Origin of the sequence: Oceanisphaera avium (assembly GCF_002157875.1) — a bacterium.
GTDB lineage: Bacteria > Pseudomonadota > Gammaproteobacteria > Enterobacterales > Aeromonadaceae > Oceanimonas > Oceanimonas avium.
Window position 1 is genome coordinate 584,473 of record NZ_CP021376.1, and the last position, 16,480, is coordinate 600,952.

The 16,480-nt window shown below is 47.4% G+C and carries 12 protein-coding genes and 1 pseudogene; 7 read left to right on the forward strand and 6 right to left on the reverse strand.

The window, feature by feature from the left end:
- Window positions 1-698 precede the first annotated feature (698 nt).
- Window positions 699-7,633 (forward strand): annotated as a pseudogene (locus CBP12_RS02660) (GH36-type glycosyl hydrolase domain-containing protein).
- Window positions 7,634-7,720: 87 nt separating this feature from the next.
- On the opposite strand, the gene CBP12_RS02670 reads toward CBP12_RS02660, so the two are convergent.
- On the reverse strand, window positions 7,721-8,134 hold the full coding sequence (locus CBP12_RS02670; protein WP_086962699.1) for a carboxymuconolactone decarboxylase family protein: 414 nt from the start codon (window positions 8,132-8,134) through the stop codon (window positions 7,721-7,723).
- Between the two features lie 254 nt (window positions 8,135-8,388).
- On the opposite strand from CBP12_RS02670, the gene CBP12_RS02675 reads away from it, so the two are divergent.
- From CBP12_RS02675 to CBP12_RS02685, 3 genes are all read left to right on the forward strand, one after another.
- Window positions 8,389-9,942, forward strand: coding sequence for a bifunctional GNAT family N-acetyltransferase/carbon-nitrogen hydrolase family protein (locus CBP12_RS02675; RefSeq protein ID WP_086962701.1), 1,554 nt, complete (start codon window positions 8,389-8,391; stop codon window positions 9,940-9,942).
- Between the two features lie 127 nt (window positions 9,943-10,069).
- Window positions 10,070-10,411: a PBPRA1643 family SWIM/SEC-C metal-binding motif protein gene (locus CBP12_RS02680; protein ID WP_086962703.1), complete on the forward strand. Its 342-nt coding sequence runs from the start codon at window positions 10,070-10,072 to the stop codon at window positions 10,409-10,411.
- A gap of 51 nt (window positions 10,412-10,462) precedes the next feature.
- Window positions 10,463-11,155, forward strand: coding sequence for an RluA family pseudouridine synthase (locus CBP12_RS02685; protein ID WP_086962705.1), 693 nt, complete (start codon window positions 10,463-10,465; stop codon window positions 11,153-11,155).
- Here CBP12_RS02685 and CBP12_RS13870 read toward each other — a convergent pair.
- Entirely contained in the window at window positions 11,072-11,293 is a 222-nt protein-coding gene (locus CBP12_RS13870; protein ID WP_198341841.1) for a phage integrase N-terminal SAM-like domain-containing protein, read from the reverse strand. The genes CBP12_RS02685 and CBP12_RS13870 overlap by 84 nt on opposite strands.
- A 494-nt stretch (window positions 11,294-11,787) precedes the next feature.
- Between CBP12_RS13870 and CBP12_RS02695 the strand changes: the two genes are divergently transcribed.
- Window positions 11,788-12,429 carry a DUF6037 family protein gene (locus tag CBP12_RS02695; RefSeq protein WP_086962707.1) on the forward strand — a complete coding sequence of 214 codons (642 nt, stop codon included), beginning with the start codon at window positions 11,788-11,790 and terminating at the stop codon, window positions 12,427-12,429.
- 129 nt (window positions 12,430-12,558) lie between these two features.
- Here CBP12_RS02695 and CBP12_RS02700 read toward each other — a convergent pair whose 3' ends face one another.
- Together CBP12_RS02700 and CBP12_RS02705 are read right to left on the reverse strand one after the other, a co-directional pair.
- Window positions 12,559-12,849, reverse strand: coding sequence for a type II toxin-antitoxin system RelE/ParE family toxin (locus CBP12_RS02700; RefSeq protein ID WP_086962709.1), 291 nt, complete (start codon window positions 12,847-12,849; stop codon window positions 12,559-12,561).
- Entirely contained in the window at window positions 12,842-13,063 is a 222-nt protein-coding gene (locus CBP12_RS02705) for a TA system antitoxin ParD family protein (RefSeq protein ID WP_086962711.1), read from the reverse strand. The genes CBP12_RS02700 and CBP12_RS02705 overlap by 8 nt, the downstream gene beginning before the upstream one ends.
- A 461-nt stretch (window positions 13,064-13,524) precedes the next feature.
- On the opposite strand from CBP12_RS02705, the gene CBP12_RS02710 reads away from it, so the two are divergent.
- Together CBP12_RS02710 and CBP12_RS02715 are read left to right on the forward strand one after the other, a co-directional pair.
- Window positions 13,525-14,361, forward strand: coding sequence for a delta-class carbonic anhydrase (locus CBP12_RS02710; RefSeq protein WP_086962712.1), 837 nt, complete (start codon window positions 13,525-13,527; stop codon window positions 14,359-14,361).
- Window positions 14,362-14,499: 138 nt separating this feature from the next.
- Window positions 14,500-15,120 carry a 3'-5' exonuclease gene (locus tag CBP12_RS02715; RefSeq protein ID WP_086962715.1) on the forward strand — a complete coding sequence of 207 codons (621 nt, stop codon included), beginning with the start codon at window positions 14,500-14,502 and terminating at the stop codon, window positions 15,118-15,120.
- A 96-nt stretch (window positions 15,121-15,216) separates the two neighbouring features.
- On the opposite strand, the gene CBP12_RS13505 is transcribed toward CBP12_RS02715, so the two are convergent.
- Both CBP12_RS13505 and CBP12_RS13510 read right to left on the reverse strand, forming a co-directional pair.
- The gene (locus CBP12_RS13505) at window positions 15,217-15,618 is read right to left on the reverse strand and encodes an endonuclease/exonuclease/phosphatase family protein (RefSeq protein WP_198341842.1); all 402 of its coding nucleotides are present in this window, start codon (window positions 15,616-15,618) and stop codon (window positions 15,217-15,219) included.
- Entirely contained in the window at window positions 15,618-16,298 is a 681-nt protein-coding gene (locus CBP12_RS13510; RefSeq protein ID WP_198341843.1) for an endonuclease/exonuclease/phosphatase family protein, read from the reverse strand. The genes CBP12_RS13505 and CBP12_RS13510 overlap by 1 nt, the downstream gene beginning before the upstream one ends.
- Window positions 16,299-16,480: the final 182 nt, after the last annotated feature.

The window sequence follows — 16,480 nt, forward strand, 5'->3', positions numbered from 1 at the left end:
GCTTAGAGCGCGAGACGGGCGTGGTGTTAAGCCGCTATCAGCGCCTAAAGCGCAGCCTAAAAGCGCGCCCGGGTGTGGCATATAGCCTAATGTTGGCAAGTATCACCTTGCTTGCTTGGCTGATTCCGGCATTAATTTTATCTCATCTCGGTGCACAAGGGCGTACTTGGTGGTTAGGCCTTGGTTTATTTTTAGCGCCCGCCTTAATTATTGGGGTCACGCTGAGTCATTGGCTGCTAAGTCGCCTTACTAACGCCTGCATCTTGCCCAAAATGAGTGTGGAGCAGGGCTTAAAAGAAGGCTGGGATACGTTGGTCGTGATGCCGATTATTTTACGCCATTGTAATGAGGTGCGCTCCTTTATTGAGCGCTTAGAAATGCATTGGTTATCTAATCCCGATCCTAAAGTAAAGCTTGCGCTATTAAGTGATGTTGCTGATGCCAAGCGCCAGCAATTACCAGAAGATGAAGCCATAGAGCGGGCTTTGGTAGAGGGAGTACGCGCGCTGAATGAACGCTATGGCGTAGCGCAACCTTTTATGTTGTTGCATAGGCGCCGCTGTTGGAATGCCAGTGAAGGGCGCTGGATGGGATGGGAGCGAAAACGAGGCAAGTTGGAGCAGCTAGTCGCCTTAATAATGGGACAAGATGTCAGTGCCTTTGCCATCCAAGAAGGCCAAATTAATGCCTTAGCTACCATGCGCTTTGTGGTGACCTTGGATGCCGATACTTTTAGCCAGTCTAATAATATTAATCGCTTGATCAGCATTTTAGCGCATCCGCTTAATCGCGTAGAGTTTGATGTTAGCACGGGCAAGGCGCTGCGCGGCTACACCTTTATTCAACCGCGTATTGAAATTTCGCCCAAAGCACGAGTGCACTCTTTATTTAGTCAATGGTACTCCGGTGATACTGCCCTTGATATCTATAGCCAAGCGGTATCGGATGTATATCAAGATGTATTTGGTGAAGGTATTTTTACCGGTAAAGGCGCTTTTGATGTGGCGGCATTTCATCGCTGCTTAGACGGGCGCGTTCCTGAGAATGCGATTTTAAGTCATGACTTATTTGAAGGCCTGCATGGGCGCACCGGTTTAGCCAGTGATGTGGTTTTTTATGAAGAGTTTCCCGATACCTATTTAGCGTATGCGCGTCGTGCAGCGCGCTGGATCCGAGGTGACTGGCAATTAACACCTTGGTTAGGGCGCCAGGTCCCCAGTCGCCAGCAATGGGTAAGCAGTCGTTTTAGCTGGCTGGGCCGTTGGCAAATGCTGGATAACCTAAGACGCAGTTTAGTCGCGCCGCTATTGGTATTGTTAGCGCTGTGTGGTTGGCTAGTGTTACCGGGTCATGCCCTATTGTGGACGGGGCTTGCGATAAGTGCACCGGCTATTTATTTAGTTATCGATTTTGCTAGTCGCCTTTCCCGTGTGCGAAAACTAGGCTTTAGCCAGCGCATGTTGCATCCCTTGTCTGAGCATGGGGCGCGTTGGTTATTATCTATTATCTTTTTGGCCCATGAAGCCAGTGTTGCCCTTCAAGCCATGACTTGCGCCCTTTGGCGAGTGCATGTGTCGCGTCGGGGTTTATTAGAGTGGGTGTCAGCGGCACATAGCCGAGATGAAGTAGCGCACACCTTATTAGGCACTTGGCGCGAAATGAAATGGGCGCCACTTGCTGCACTGGCAATGACCTTATTATTGGTCGTGGTGAATGCCAGTGCCCTATGGGGCGCGGCGCCGTTATTGTGCTTGTGGTTTATCTCGCCGCACATAGCTTGGCTGATCAGTCGTGAAAAAACTGCGCCAAAAGCACAGTTAGCTCACCAAGATAGGCGTTATCTGCGCTTAATTGCGCGGCGCACTTGGTTGTATTTTGAAACCTTTGCCGGTCCTGATAATAACTGGTTACCTGCCGATAACTACCAAGCGCCCCCTTATGAAGATACCGCCCATCGCTCCTCGCCAACTAATGTGGGCATGTTATTTTTAGCCGCCCTTAATGCCTGGGATTTGGGGCATATTGGCCGACGAGATTTATTGGCGCGTACCACCTCTGCCTTGGACACGTTAGATAAATTAGAAAGCCATGACGGTCATCTTCTTAACTGGTTTGATACTCGCACTTTAGCCTCACTGGCACCGCGTTATGTCTCAACTGTGGATAGCGGTAACTTGGCGGTGAGCTTGTTAGTGCTCAGCGCCGGTTGTAAAGAAGCAGCGACCGATGCCTTATTGCCGCCCGCGCGCTGGCAAGGGCTAGAAGATTGTTTACAGCTATTATTAAGTGAGCTAATTGCACTTCCTAGCGCCATAAGAGCACCGATCGATGAGCAACTCAGGGCGTTTTTGCATCAAGTCAGAGAGAATGGCGCTTATGCCTCACTTTGGTATAGCGCGCTAATTAAACTTAATGCAGGGGACTGGCAGCACATAAAACAAAGCCTTGCCGAGGGAATTGCGAATTCAGACCGTCCTGGCCATGAAATTCATGTATGGCTAAAGCGCTGTGATCACCATCTAATGACCATGATCCGCGATCTTGAAGCTCTGGCTCCTTGGTACCCACTCCTGAGTGCACCCTCTGCTTTGTGCGCTGAGTTTGCTGAACTGATCAATGCTTTGCCCGCACCCACTATGCCTCTCGTGGAGATGAACGCGCAGTTAGTTAAGACACATCAGCTATTAGAAGGGATACAGAGTTCGCGCACCGAGTCGGCGACTCATGAACACACACTGTGGTTAGACAACATGGCCGCTGCGCTGCAACAAACCAAGTTGGCCGGTGAGCAAATCAGCGCTGATTTTTTACATTGTGCTGCGCGCGCCGAGGCGCGGGCATTTGCCATGGCTTTTGCGCCTTTATATGACCAAGAAACCCATACCTTTGTGATTGGTCATAACCTCGACTCGGGACAGCGAGATGTTCACCACTACGATCTACTGGCCAGTGAGGCGCGCTTAGCCAGCTATTTTGCGATTGCTAAACGTGATGTGCCGCTAAAACATTGGTTTTATTTAGGACGGCCATTAACCCGTGATGGCCGGCAGCTTAGCTTGCTATCGTGGAATGGCTCCATGTTTGAGTATTTAATGCCCACCTTATTGTTGCCAAGCGATGGCCATCGTTTATTAGGTCAAAGTGAGCGCAGTGCCGTTAACTTACAACGCCAATATGGCGCCAAACTTGGACTGCCGTGGGGGATTTCTGAGTCGGCTTTTGCCACCCGCAATGACGCCCAAGATTATCAATACCAAGCCTTTGGCGTGCCGGCGTTAGGATTAAAATATGGCCTTGAGCAAGACTATGTAGTGGCTCCCTATGCCAGTGGCTTAGCGCTTAGTGTGGCGCCCCAAGCTGCCTGTGCGAATTTGCGCCACCTCGAGCAATTAGGGTTGCGAGGCCGCTATGGCTTTTTTGAAGCGGCGGACTTTACGCCCCAGCGCCAATCGGCCAATAACCGCCTAACCATAGTGCGCTCTTATATGGCCCACCACCAAGGGATGATGAGTGCGGCCATTGGTAATGCACTAAATAACAATATTATGGTGCGCCGCTTAAGCCAACACCCCAAAATGCGTGCCACTGAGCTGTTACTACAAGAGCGCATTCCTTGGGAGCGTTATTATGAACAAGCGCAGTTTGGTGAACAACCCCGTCAAGCTAAGCTCGCCACCCCGACGTTATCTCCTATTAGCGTGCCCGAGTTAGGGACTTGGTCAAGCCCCAAAGAGGCGGGCCCCCAAGTGCAGTTGCTGGGTAACGGCCGTTTAGCCGCTTGGCTTACCGCCAGTGGTGAAAGTGCGCTAACGTGGCGCGATATTATGCTCACTCACTGGTCAGCAGATGCCAGTATTGCGGGAGGGGGGGCCAGAATGTATTTGAGTGTAGGAGAAGAGGTGTGGTCTGTGGGCCAGCAACACCCCGGCACGCTACACTTTAGCGGTCATAATCTTGAATTTAATCAGCACTATCAAGGCCTATTAAGCCACCTTGAAATAATGCTAGCCGCTGAAGATGATGCCGAGTTTCGCCGCTTAAGCTTGTTTAATGACACCACTCAGCCTATCACAGTACAAGTGACCAGTTATGCACAGCCGGTCTTGGCTTCACAAAGTGAATATGAGCGCCATCCCGCATTTAGTAAGCTGTTTATTCATAGCGAGCATGATAGCGCGCAAAATTTGCTGCTCTTTCAACGTCGAGCTCGGCGGGTAAACGAGCACACGCCGGTATTAATCCATCGCTTAATTACCGATGATCCCGCCATTAAAGCCATCGGTTATACTAGCTGTCGGCGAGAGTTTTTTGGTCGACAGGGTGATATTTTAGCGCCACTAGGTGCGCGCCAACTGTTACAAGGTGCCACTGGCTGGACGCTAGATGCAGCTATGGTCTTACAAGCCAAAGTCGTGTTGGCCCCTCATGCCCAAGTGGCGCTGGACTTTATAACGGCCGTGGCTGCAACCAAAGAGAAAGCGCTGAATATTAGCAAACGCTACCCCCATAACGCAGCCATTGACTGGGCACGACAAGACGCCATCCAAGCCACGGCCGTTAGCGCCCATGCGCTGGGATTAGACACCGCTACCTTAGCCGACGCCCAAAGGCTGTGCGCTAACTTAGTGTTAACCACTCGGGCGCACAATTTACTTACTCCCATGGCTCATAACTTACCCAGCCAGCCCCAATTATGGAGCTTAGGTATTTCGGGGGACTTACCGATTGTGTTGTTGTGCATTAAAGATGCATTGCACATGCCTTTGCTTGAACCCCTAATAAGAGTGCATAAATGGTGGCAAAGGTGTGGTTTAAAAGTGGATTTAGTGTGTATGCAAGCGCACAGCGCTAGCTATCAAAATCCGGTGAGAGAGCGCTTATTTAGCGTACTACGAGAGTTAAACGCGAATAACAAAAGTGCTGATGCCGCGCTGCACTTAGGCGCAAAGGGCGGCATTCATTTACTGGATGCCCCCAGCTTAAGCGCTGAGTTGCGCGACTCTCTCGCAGCCACTGCACGAATAACGCTGGATGCCAGTGTAGACAGTTTGGCGCATGCTATGCGCTCCTCTTCGCTACCCTTAAGCCCAATGCCGCTATTTCAGCCTTTAATTGTTGAACCTATGGCAGAGGCTGGCTACCAAGTCGCGCCTTTAGTGCGCCCTAATGATCTGCTCTTTGATAATGGCGTGGGCGGCTTTGTCAAAGACAGCGGTGATTATTTAATCCATTTAGATGCTGGCCAAACCACGCCAACTGCGTGGAGTAATATTCTAGCAAATGAGACTTTTGGCAGCTTAGTGACGGAGGCCGGCCTTGGCTTTACTTGGGGCTTAAACAGTGGTGAGCATAGGCTTACTCCGTGGTCGAATGACCCTTTATTAGACGCGCAAGCAGAAGCGCTTTATTTGCGTGATGAACAAACTGGCGCTATTTGGACCCCTACACCCTTGCCCGCAGGTGGCGCTAAGAGCTGTCAGGTCCTTCATCAAACGGGAGCGACCACCTGGCGCCGCCATGAGGAGGGCTTAGAACAAACGCTCAGTGTGTGTGTGGCGCCCCAAGCCTCGGTGAAGTTGATGCTATTAACGCTCACTAATCCGAGTCCTTACCCGCGGCGTATTACGGCCACCTATTATGCCCACTGGCAATTAGGCGCCATTGCACGCGTGGCAACGCCGCATGTGGTGGCGGGCTATAGCGATGAGCATGGCATTTTATTGGCTCGTAATGATTGGGATCCAGAATTTGCAGGGCGCACCGCTTTTTTAGCCTCGAGTCGCGTCGCCCATAGCGTCACCTGCGACCGAGCCAGCTTTATAGGAGCGAATAATGATGCCGCTCGCCCTGCAGGATTAATAGCTTGGAGCCTAGATGGCAATATTAATGAAGTCGTTGATAGTTGTGCCGCTTTTCAGGTGCATATCACTGTGCCAGCGCACGCCATTGCAGAAACCGTGTTTGTATTAGGGGAAGGAGAGGACTCTGCCCATGCCCAAACTCTCGCCAGTACTTGGCGCCAAGTAGAGCGCGTTAAACAAGCACTATTAGAAAATAAAGCACTGTGGCAAGAGCGCTTAAGTCAGGTGCAAGTGAGTACGCCAAACGCAGCATTTAATATTATGGTGAATCGCTGGCTAAATTATCAAAGTTTAGCTTCACGAATTTTTGCTCGCGCCGGCTTTCAACAAGCCAGTGGTGCGGTGGGCTTTCGTGATCAACTACAAGACATGATGTCGTTACTATTAAGTGACCCCACCCGGGTACGCAGCCACCTCTTAGCCTGCGCCGCGCATCAATTTGAACAAGGCGATGTTCTACACTGGTGGCATCCACCCAGTGGGCGCGGCGTAAAAACACGCTGCTCTGATGATATGTTGTGGCTGGTTTATGGCTGTGCGCGCTATGTGATGGCGACTCAGGATATAGGCTTGTTAACAGAGTCGGTGGCGTTTTTATCGGCGCCGCCGTTACATAAGGATGAGCGTGATCGTTATGGCGTGTTTAGTGAAGGCGAAAGTGGCACTGTATTTGAGCATTGTCGGCGTGCGCTAGAGTATGGCATGACTCAAGGCGCTCATGGCCTGCCATTAATGGCGGGAGGTGATTGGAACGATGGCATGGATCGCGTGGGTGATAAAGGCAAAGGAGAAAGTGTGTGGTTGGCGTGGTTTATTGCCGAGTGCGCCGATGGATTTGCAACTTTGTGTGAACTGCTAGTAGAACACAATGAGGGGGCTGCGGATTATGGGACGCTGAGCCATTATTGGCGGGAGCGCGCGCATCAAGTGCGGCTAAACATAGAAGCTACCGCTTGGGATGGAGCTTGGTATGTGCGCGCCTTTGATGATGAGGGGGTTGCGTGGGGCTCAAAGCAGGCAACAGAGTGTCAAATTGACAGTATTTCACAATCTTGGTCGGCGTTGGCCGCCGGCTTATCCCCCAGCGCACGTTAGCGGCACTGAATTCTGCTAGCGAACACTTAATGAACAATGAGGCAGCGATTGTGAAGTTATTAGCGCCCCCCTTTGCCGAGACGCCGCGGGATCCTGGCTACATTCGAGCTTATCCGCCGGGAGTGCGAGAAAATGGCAGTCAGTATAGTCATGCTGCTGCTTGGTTGGGGTTGGCTAACGCTCGGGTAGGAAAGGGCGATATGGCTTATGAAATTTTTACTAGACTCAACCCCATTTATCGCAGTGATAGCCTTATTAAAGCCCAGCACTATCGTGGTGAGCCTTATGTCGTAGCCGCAGATATTTGCGGCCAAGGGCCACACAGTGGCCAAGCCGGTTGGACTTGGTATACGGGCGCCGCCAGTTGGAGCTGGCAATTAGCGGTGGAGGGCATATTAGGCATAAGCTTACATTTAGGCGAAGTGCGTATTGCCCCTTGTTTGCCGCGCGATTGGGGCAGTGCCACAGTGCGCTTGCATAGAGAGACCGCAAGCTTAGTTATTCATATTGAAGACCCGCACCACTTAGGTAGCGGTTGGGTCGCACTGACCGAAGCGGGGCAAGCCTTACAAGGTAACACCCTTGCTTTCCCAAAAGCAGGAGCAGAGCGTACCGTGCATGCCCGACTGTGGCCGAGTGAGCAAGCGGCGGCTCAGGCGCTTAGCGCTAATTCATAACTTAATAGCTATAAAAAATAGCGCCGCCAATGATTGGCGGCGCTTTTTTTTTAGCCCAGTGTTAATGGACAGTTTTAAACATCAAGCTTAAACCACGCCTGTGGTGTCGACGGTTAAGCCTTGCTCGGCAAACACTTCTTTTGCCACACTGAGGGCATTAATGACACTTGGAAACCCGGTGTAAGGTAATAAGTGCATAATACAGCCGACAATTTCTTCTGGCGTTAAGCCAACGGTTAAGCCAGTTTTAATGTGCATTTTAATCTGCGGTTTTCCCTGTGCCACCAGTGCTGTGATAGTGGCGAGCACTTTTTGCTTGTTGTCTAAACCAGGGCGGGAATAAATGCCACCAAAGGCAAACTCTACTACATACTTTTCTAAGTCCGGTGCTATGTCTTTAAACGCCGCGCCTATGTCCATTTCACCGGTAGGGTTCTCATCAGGAGAAGCGGTCAGCTCTTGAATTTTAGCGATGCCTTTTTGATATAAATCGTCAGCCATGATTATGTCCTTTTTAACTAACACTTTGTAAAACATGATGAATTTTAAATAAACCCAGCCAAGTTTACCTAACTACCGCCTTGCAAGACAGCGCCCTTGGCTTAAGTTAGCTAAGGCAAATTTAGGAGAGCGCTTAAGTGTGGTCACATTTTGACTAAGCAAGACGGCGAAATAACGCGGTGGCATCTTGGTTCTGATAAGCTGTCACTTATTATTATTTCTTCTTATTTTAAAAAGACGAGGGAGTGGGCTATATGACTCAACCTGAAGAACTCCATCTTAACTTGCGAAATTTACAAGTTGAGGATTATCCCCAGCTGCAAGTGTTAATGGATCGCGTTTATAACGACATTGGTGGCGCTTGGCCGCAAGACACCATCACTGCGCTGATTGACCAGTTTCCTGATGGCCAGATTTGTATCGAAGACGGCGATCAATTGGTGGCGGTGGCGCTTACCGTATCGGTGAAGTATGAGCGCTTTAGTAACCCTCATACTTACGATGATTTAATTTTAAGTAATGAACAGATCAGGCACAGTGACAAGGGCGACTCCTTGTATGGCTTAGATGTGTTCATTCAGCCAGAATATCGCGGCTTTCGCTTAGGCCGACGTTTATATGAAGCGCGCAAAGAGCTATGCCGCTCACTAAATCTGCGGGCTATTTTAGCGGGAGGCCGTATTCCTGGCTTTCATAAACATGCGGATGAATATAGCCCAGCTCAATATATAGAAAGAGTGGGGCGCAAAGACATTTACGACCCTATTTTAAGCTTTCAGTTAGCCAATGATTTTCAGGTAACGCGCTTAATGCGCAAATATTTGCCAGAAGATAAAAAATCTCTTGGCTATGCCACTTTATTAGAGTGGCGCAATATTTTATATACACCGCCATCTTCCATTCTTAATGAGAAAAAAACCCAAGTGCGCATGGGGGCGGTGCAATGGCAAATGCGTGAGTTTTCCTCCGTTGATGAAGTGTTAGAGCAAGTAGAATACTTTGTTGATGCACTGTCTGATTATAAAAGCGACTTTGCGCTGTTTCCGGAGTTTTTTAACGCGCCCTTAATGGGCTTAACGGATCAGTTAGATCAAACCCGCGCCATTCGTTATTTAGCGCAATACACCGAGCAGTTTCGCGATCGCATGTCAGAAATGGCGGTTAGCTATAACATCAATATTATTGCCGGCTCTATGCCAATTATTGAAAATGACCGCGTTTACAATATTTCTTACCTGTGTCATCGCGATGGCCGAGTGGATGAGCAACGTAAAATCCATATCACGCCTCACGAACAACGCGACTGGGTAATTGAAGGCGGCAATAAGTTTGAAGTGTTTGATACCGATGCCGGGCGGGTCGCTATTTTAATTTGCTATGACATTGAGTTTCCTGAGTTAGGACGCATTGCCGCCAGCCAAGAAGTGGACATTATTTGTGTGCCGTTTTGGACTGATACTAAAAACGGTTATTTACGCGTTCGCCACTGTGCCCAAGCTCGGGCCATTGAAAATGAGTGTTATGTGGTGATTGCCGGCAGTGTGGGTAACTTGCCTAAGGTACAAAACCTAGATGTGCAATATGCGCAGTCTTCGGTGTTTTCGCCGTCCGACTTCTCTTTCCCTCACGATGCGGTAATGGCAGAAACCACACCTAATACCGAGATGATGATGTTTTCTGATCTGGACTTAGCAAAGCTGATGGTGGTGCGAAATGAAGGCTCAGTGACTAATTTAAAAAACAGACGCACCGATTTGTACCATATTGCTTCCTCCCTTACCGATAACACCAAGCCCGAACTGTCGTAAATAATTAACGCGCCTAACACCCGTTAGGCGCTTTTTCTTGCCAGCCAACCTTCAAAGCAGTGTTACACTGCGCGCTTGACTGTGATCAAACTCTTGATGACAGCTTATTTTAGCCAGTGGATTACCTATGTCAGATAAATTTTTCTTTAAAGGCCGCCAAGATGCGCGCCAAAGTCATATTAAATACGGTTATGCCACTCAGGCTAAGCTTCGCCCAGGCAGTAAAAAGCAGCCATTGCAATTAGTGGTCACCAGTGAGGCTCGCCGCCAAGAGATAGCGGCCCAAGTGAGTAGCGCTAAATTATTTGCTGACATTAAGCTCGACACCACTGAGGGGGCTAACGAGTCTATTAGCGAGTTAACTGCGTTGTTAAATAAGCCAAGTGCCGTTAATGCCACTAAGGCACCGGCGCGTAATGAGCCCTGTCCTTGTGGCAGCGGCAAAAAATTTAAACACTGTTGTGCTTAACACTAAGAGCATGGGGGGGTTACCAACAAGCTACGAATGTGAGGATAATAGATGAGCGGGCAAGGTGATGAGTTTATTGCGCCTCGGTGTGAGGGTATTGTCCGTATCTTGTATCAAGATGCGCATTTATTAGTAATTGATAAACCCAGTGGTTTATTAAGCTTGTCTGGTAAAAACCTCCAAAACTGGGACTCTGTTCACTATCGCTTAGTCCACGGCCAAGCGGGCGCGACGCCCGCTTTTAAAGACGCTAAATTGCCCCATCGCTTAGACTTTGGTACTTCTGGCATCATGCTGGTTGCGCTTAATGCGCATGCCGCCAAACAGCTCAATAAGCAGTTTCAAGCAGGCAGCATTACTAAGCGCTATTTGGCCATACTAAATGGCCATGTGAGCCAAGAGAAGGGGGACATTAATGCGCCCATTGCCAAAGATCCCTTATTATTTCCGCGGGTGAAAATTAGCCAGCAAGAGGGCAAGACCTCTATCAGTGACTATCAGGTATTAGCGCGCTTAAATAAGCCTAAGCGCACACTGGTGCAATACAGTCCGCGCACTGGACGCACTCATCAATTACGCATTCATAGCCTGCACTTTGGCCACCCTATTTTGGGCTGTGATCTCTATGGCAATGCTCAAAGCCTGCAACTCGCTCCACGCTTAATGCTGCATGCCAGCGATATTTACTTTACCCACCCCGAAACCGGCCAAGCATTCCACGGCCACAGCCCAAGTCCGTTTTAAGCTTAACCCCTCGGATATATCACCTAACGATCGATCTAGAACGCGAGCATATAAAAATACCATGGCATTCAGTGCTAGATTTTGTGTGGCCGCAGCTACTTGACGCTCCGTGGCTAGCCAACTGAGAAGTGCATTCACACAAGCTCTAGCGAATGTCGAAGACTGTGAAAGCGGATGAAATAACGGATCCAATACCAATAGTTTTTTCGGTTCGAATACGGTAATGATTGAGGCGGGTTACTGAACAGAGTTGTTCATGCAAACGTAACTGGTGAGCTTGGCTATTTATAAAAACTCTATTGCTGTTTTTATAAATAATAGCAATAAGAGGGGCTAACATTGAAGTCAAGCTAATACAGATTGCTGAGCGTGAGAAACTAGTTAAAACATTGTTTTTACAGTGCTTTTATAAAATAGCATTATCTTGTTAATGCGTAGTTATACCGACGCGTGCGTTATATATTAACGCCGCACGCGGTTTAATTACTGTTATATTTTTGTTAGAAATCACAACTCAGAAATATCTTAATCCCTGTTTTAAAGTGTGAATTCTTTCCCACTTTATACGCTGTACAGTTAAGGACGTTTAGATTGTAATGAGTACAACCATTGTATAATGAGGTGGTAACGGTATGAATGTGTTGGAAAACCTTAGAGTACTCAAAAAAGACATGGAAAGTAACGGATGGGTGATCGATGCGTTTCCGTTCACATTTAAAGCGGTAGACTATATTTTACTAGTTAAGCTGTACGATGAAAATGATGCTAAAAGACCAGAATATGCACTTTTGGAGCTAGAGTTTTTGAAAAAAAATGACATTTCAGATAACTTGGTTGCTCCAGCGAATACCATGAGACTTTTGATTACGCCTCAAGAGCTACGAACGTATTTTGGTATTGAATGGTCAGAAAATTTGCGTGATATCTTAAGTCAATTTTATGAATACCTCTCGGGTTTTATCCCTTTATCTGTTGGTTTGCACAGAACTAAAGAAATTGATGTTGCTATGGTTGAATCGTTGTCAAAGAGTGATAGTGAGGATCCAAGAAAATTATACTGTTTTTCAGCTAAGAGAAATCCGAACGATGGGAATAGAAGTCCATATAATGATAATAAAACGCGAATATTAAGACCAATTTTATATTCGAAACTATCAGGTGATCCTCAAGTAAGTTTTAATTACTCATTAGAAGAGAGTAAGAAAAAGTCTGACTCAGAAATAATCAGTAACTTTAGTTCTAGCCACAAATTAACCGCTAGTAGAAAAATATAACAAAGCATTTAAGAGTGATTCTCAACGCTTGGCATTTTTACTGTCATCGTTGGGTCTTGTGTTTATGGGGATATGGTTAAGGTTCGTGGTAGCGTTGCTCACACCTTAATGCGGCGTTATGACTATGCTTCAGTAACAGGCTTTGATGTCTCTGTAAAAGTTTTCATGAGTACCAAGTACCATCAGTTCGAGTGTCATAACGCTATCTTGGTAGCTATAGCCAAGTAGAGTAAGCTGTTTAATCATCTTGAACTTGTGAACACGCAAAAATAAGAGATCTCCTTTTTTTAGTTCTCCTATAAAAGGATCTTCCATGATGGCCTTGATAGCATTATCCAGATCATTTTTCTGATTTGCGTGCAGTTTCTTTACCGTTTTTTTGAAACTTGGTGTTTGTAAAACGCGGTTTACTTTAGCCAAAAGTATATTCCTCAAGCTTACCTGCTTCTTTTTCTGCTTGGGCAATAATGGCTTGTTTAACGAACTCGTAGGGAAGATCAGGGTTGTCTTCCATCATTTCTCCAATTTTTGCCCAGTGCTCAATTTGTTTAGGCGTTGTTCTGCTATAAGCCTTAGCCATGATGGAGGCTTTTTCTACGAGTGCTTGGTCGAGTCTGATGCTTGCTGTAGACATGATTTTCTCCTTGTGTGGAATTATGATTGTAGCGTAACGCTACATTTGTGGCAATCTTTCACAATAAGGTGCTGTACGCGACACTTACGCTAGTCCGTTTTTGTGTTTCGCTGCGCTCAATTTTACACATAAATGTCTTTCGCTCAGTTCGCGTGAGCTTAGCATTATGAGTATCTAGTACTAATGCTCACGCGTCGGCCATGTTTATTGCTGAATTTATCTAAGATAGTGATTCATCTTTATTCGTAAAGGATTACCGTTTTAGGCTACTTATCCTCTGTTCTACAATTCTCTGTTTCCTATCAATACCGACGTCGCTGGGCTTTAGGCGCTTAACCCGCTATCATATAAAACCTTACATTTTATAATGTTATTGTGCTGACTTGCTAATTAAGGGGTAGCTAATTAGCGACGACTACTCATTCTGCCTACTCAGTTTTATTAGGGATATCCACCACATCATGAAGATGAACCGTATTTTTTTACTGGTTTCCAGTGCCATGTTATTGAGCGGCGTGTCTGCTTTTGCATCTGCCACCGAGCACCCTGTTGCTAAGCAGCGTCAAGCATTAGCCAGTAATACTCACGATCAGGGCTTTGGCCCACAATCTCCACGAGATATTAGCCAACTGGCAGGAGAGAATAAGATTGCCTTTAATCCCGCGCCGCCGGCCAGCGCCATGAATTTGTGCAATATTCATTTTCATCGCAACGCTGAGCATGCGGGCGGCGAATTTAGCAGCCCAGCCGAAGATGATAATCAAGCCGGTTTTCGCTACTCAGGCACGCTCACTCGTGCCGAGTTAGCACCCGTTAAGCAAGCTATTTGCCCCAGCGAGCAAAGTAGCTTAGCCACAGGTGATACCATAGAGTTACATTATGTTTACTCTAGCGCTAAGGTCAGCCCTGGCCCCACGCTGGGTGCGTGTTTTAACGATGCCATTAAAAATCCACAGCTGCGTGCCATCGCCCAAGTCTATGTGCTCGTTAACGACGAAAAGGCCTTGGATTTTAACCAGCTAACAGCCGTGAGTGAACAAGATGGCTTGTATCAAGCCATCAATATTCCTACTAACACCGGTGATGCCATTGAATATGCAGGCTCTACTACGGGCCCAACCTACAATGAAATTGGCTCGCCATTTCAAGTGACCTGGAGCGTGAAGCCCAAGGTTGCTAAAGTAAATATTGCCAGTGTAGGGCAGTGGTGTGAGAGTAATATCTTTGAAGAAGACCATGCCCATGGTGTGCGAAACTTAGTAATTAATCCTGATTTATTAGCGCCCATTACTCAGTAGTGGCTATCACTCAGTAAGTTAACAAGCTAACATAGAAAAGCCACGGGGATACTCTTGAGTATCCCCGTTTTTTATTAGCCTTTTTTACGGCGCTTTACTCAGCACCGCTACATACGCTTAAGTTGGTAGAGATTAATAGTGAGCCAAGCTAGCCCTTATAAAATTCGGCCCACCCGCAGTGAGATGCAACAGCTCCCTCCCTTTGCTGGGCTTGACCTCACCAATATTAAGGTGTTATCTGCGCCTGCTGATATTGCAACAGCGCGAGCGCATTTAAGCCAGTGCCAAGTATTAGGGTTTGATACCGAAAGCAAACCGACTTTTCAAGTGGGTGAGCAAAGCTTAGGCCCGCACTTAGTGCAGTTAGCAAGTGATAAGGTGGGCTATTTATTTACTCTAAATGATGACTTAAGTAATCAATTATTAACTGAGTTATTAAGCTCAGAGCAAATATTGAAAGTAGGCTTTGGCTTAAAATCTGATCGCGGCCCCTTGCAGCGTAAACTCGGTATCGAGCTGGCGGGCATGCATGAGCTTTCTAAGCGAGTAAAACAACTGGGTTATCAGCATCCGGTCGGTTTACAAGGGGCAGTGGCGATTTTATTAGAGCAATATTTAGTGAAGTCTAAACGGGTGGCACTCTCTAATTGGGCAAAACCGGTATTAAGCGAGGCGCAAATCCGCTATGCGGCCAATGATGCTTACGCCAGTTTGCGTATTTATCAGGCCTTGGCCGAGCGTGATGCCGTGTGCCAATAGCAGGCGATGAACCTGCAGATTATCGCGTTGCAGGACCGAATCAAAAGCTAAAAAGTAACTGGCAATAACAAGGTTTATATAAGCTAATTACATCGATTATTCAGGGATGGGCACTTCTTTATGGCTGACATCCTCTGCGGCTAAGGTTTCCTTGGCTTGTTGCTTATCCTCTTGGTCGGCGTTTAAGTGCGCTTCACCCGTCGTGTGATGAGGATGCAAACTCAATACGGTGAGTAAGGAAAAATGATCCGAGCCTTTTAAAGACAAGCGCTTAATGCTGATAACTTTAAAGTGACGGCTATGGAATAAATGATCTAGGGGCCAGCGGATAAGCGGGTATTTAGCGTTAAAGGTATTAAACATTCCTCGGCCAATTCGCGGGTCTAATAAACCACTAATTTTTCTAAATAAACGAGTAGTGCGTGACCAAGCCACATCGTTAAGATCGCCCGCCACTAATACGGGTAATTTCGCGTCTTTTACGCTTTTTGCTACCATCACCAACTCGGCATCGCGCGGGCTGACTCATCGTTTTCACTGGGGCTAGGTGGAGCTGGATGTAAAAAGTGCGCTTGTACCTTAATGTTATGCGCCACTTCTATTAAGCAGTGCATTGAGGGCACGTCTTTTTCCACTAAATAGCGAATTTGACCATCATGCAGCGGCAAGCGTGAATAAAGATGCATGCCATACAGATTTTCTAGCGGGCATTGTAAACAATAGGGGTAGTTTGCTGCTAAGGGCGCCAGTTGCTGTTGCCACCATAAGTTAGACTCTAAGGTAATGAGGATATCGGGTTGATGCTCCTTTACTAACTCAAGCAAGCTCTTGGCATGGCGATTGGTGGCTAAGACATTGGCATTGAGCAACTTAAGGCAGTGCTTGGGCGAAGTTTGAGTTTCAGTCTCCGCTTCTTTAGGATACAGCCGAGTGTAGGGCGCAATCCACCAAAGTTGATAGACAAAATATGCGGTATTTAGGGACAAGATCAACCAAGCGCTGAGTTGGCTTAAGTCTAAGCGCCACAGTCCTAAAATAATTACTAGACCAATGACCACACTAAATTGCAAGCGTGGGAAGTCGAGGTCACGTACCCACCACTGAGCACTTTTTGATAAAGGCACTAACGTAACCACGCTGGTGAGTAAGGTGGCGAGCCAAAATAGGGTTAATTCCATAAACACATCCATCCGTTGCAGTGCTAAGGCTCACGCTTTAAGGCGCGTACTTAAAAATATTCATACTGGGCGACTTGGTAGAGAGCAAACATGATATGCAAGAAGCGTTTAGCTTGTCTGCGTATCTCGCGAGCGGCTAGCATAGCGTATTCTGTGCTTAAGGCTGCTAAAAAAATCTTTGG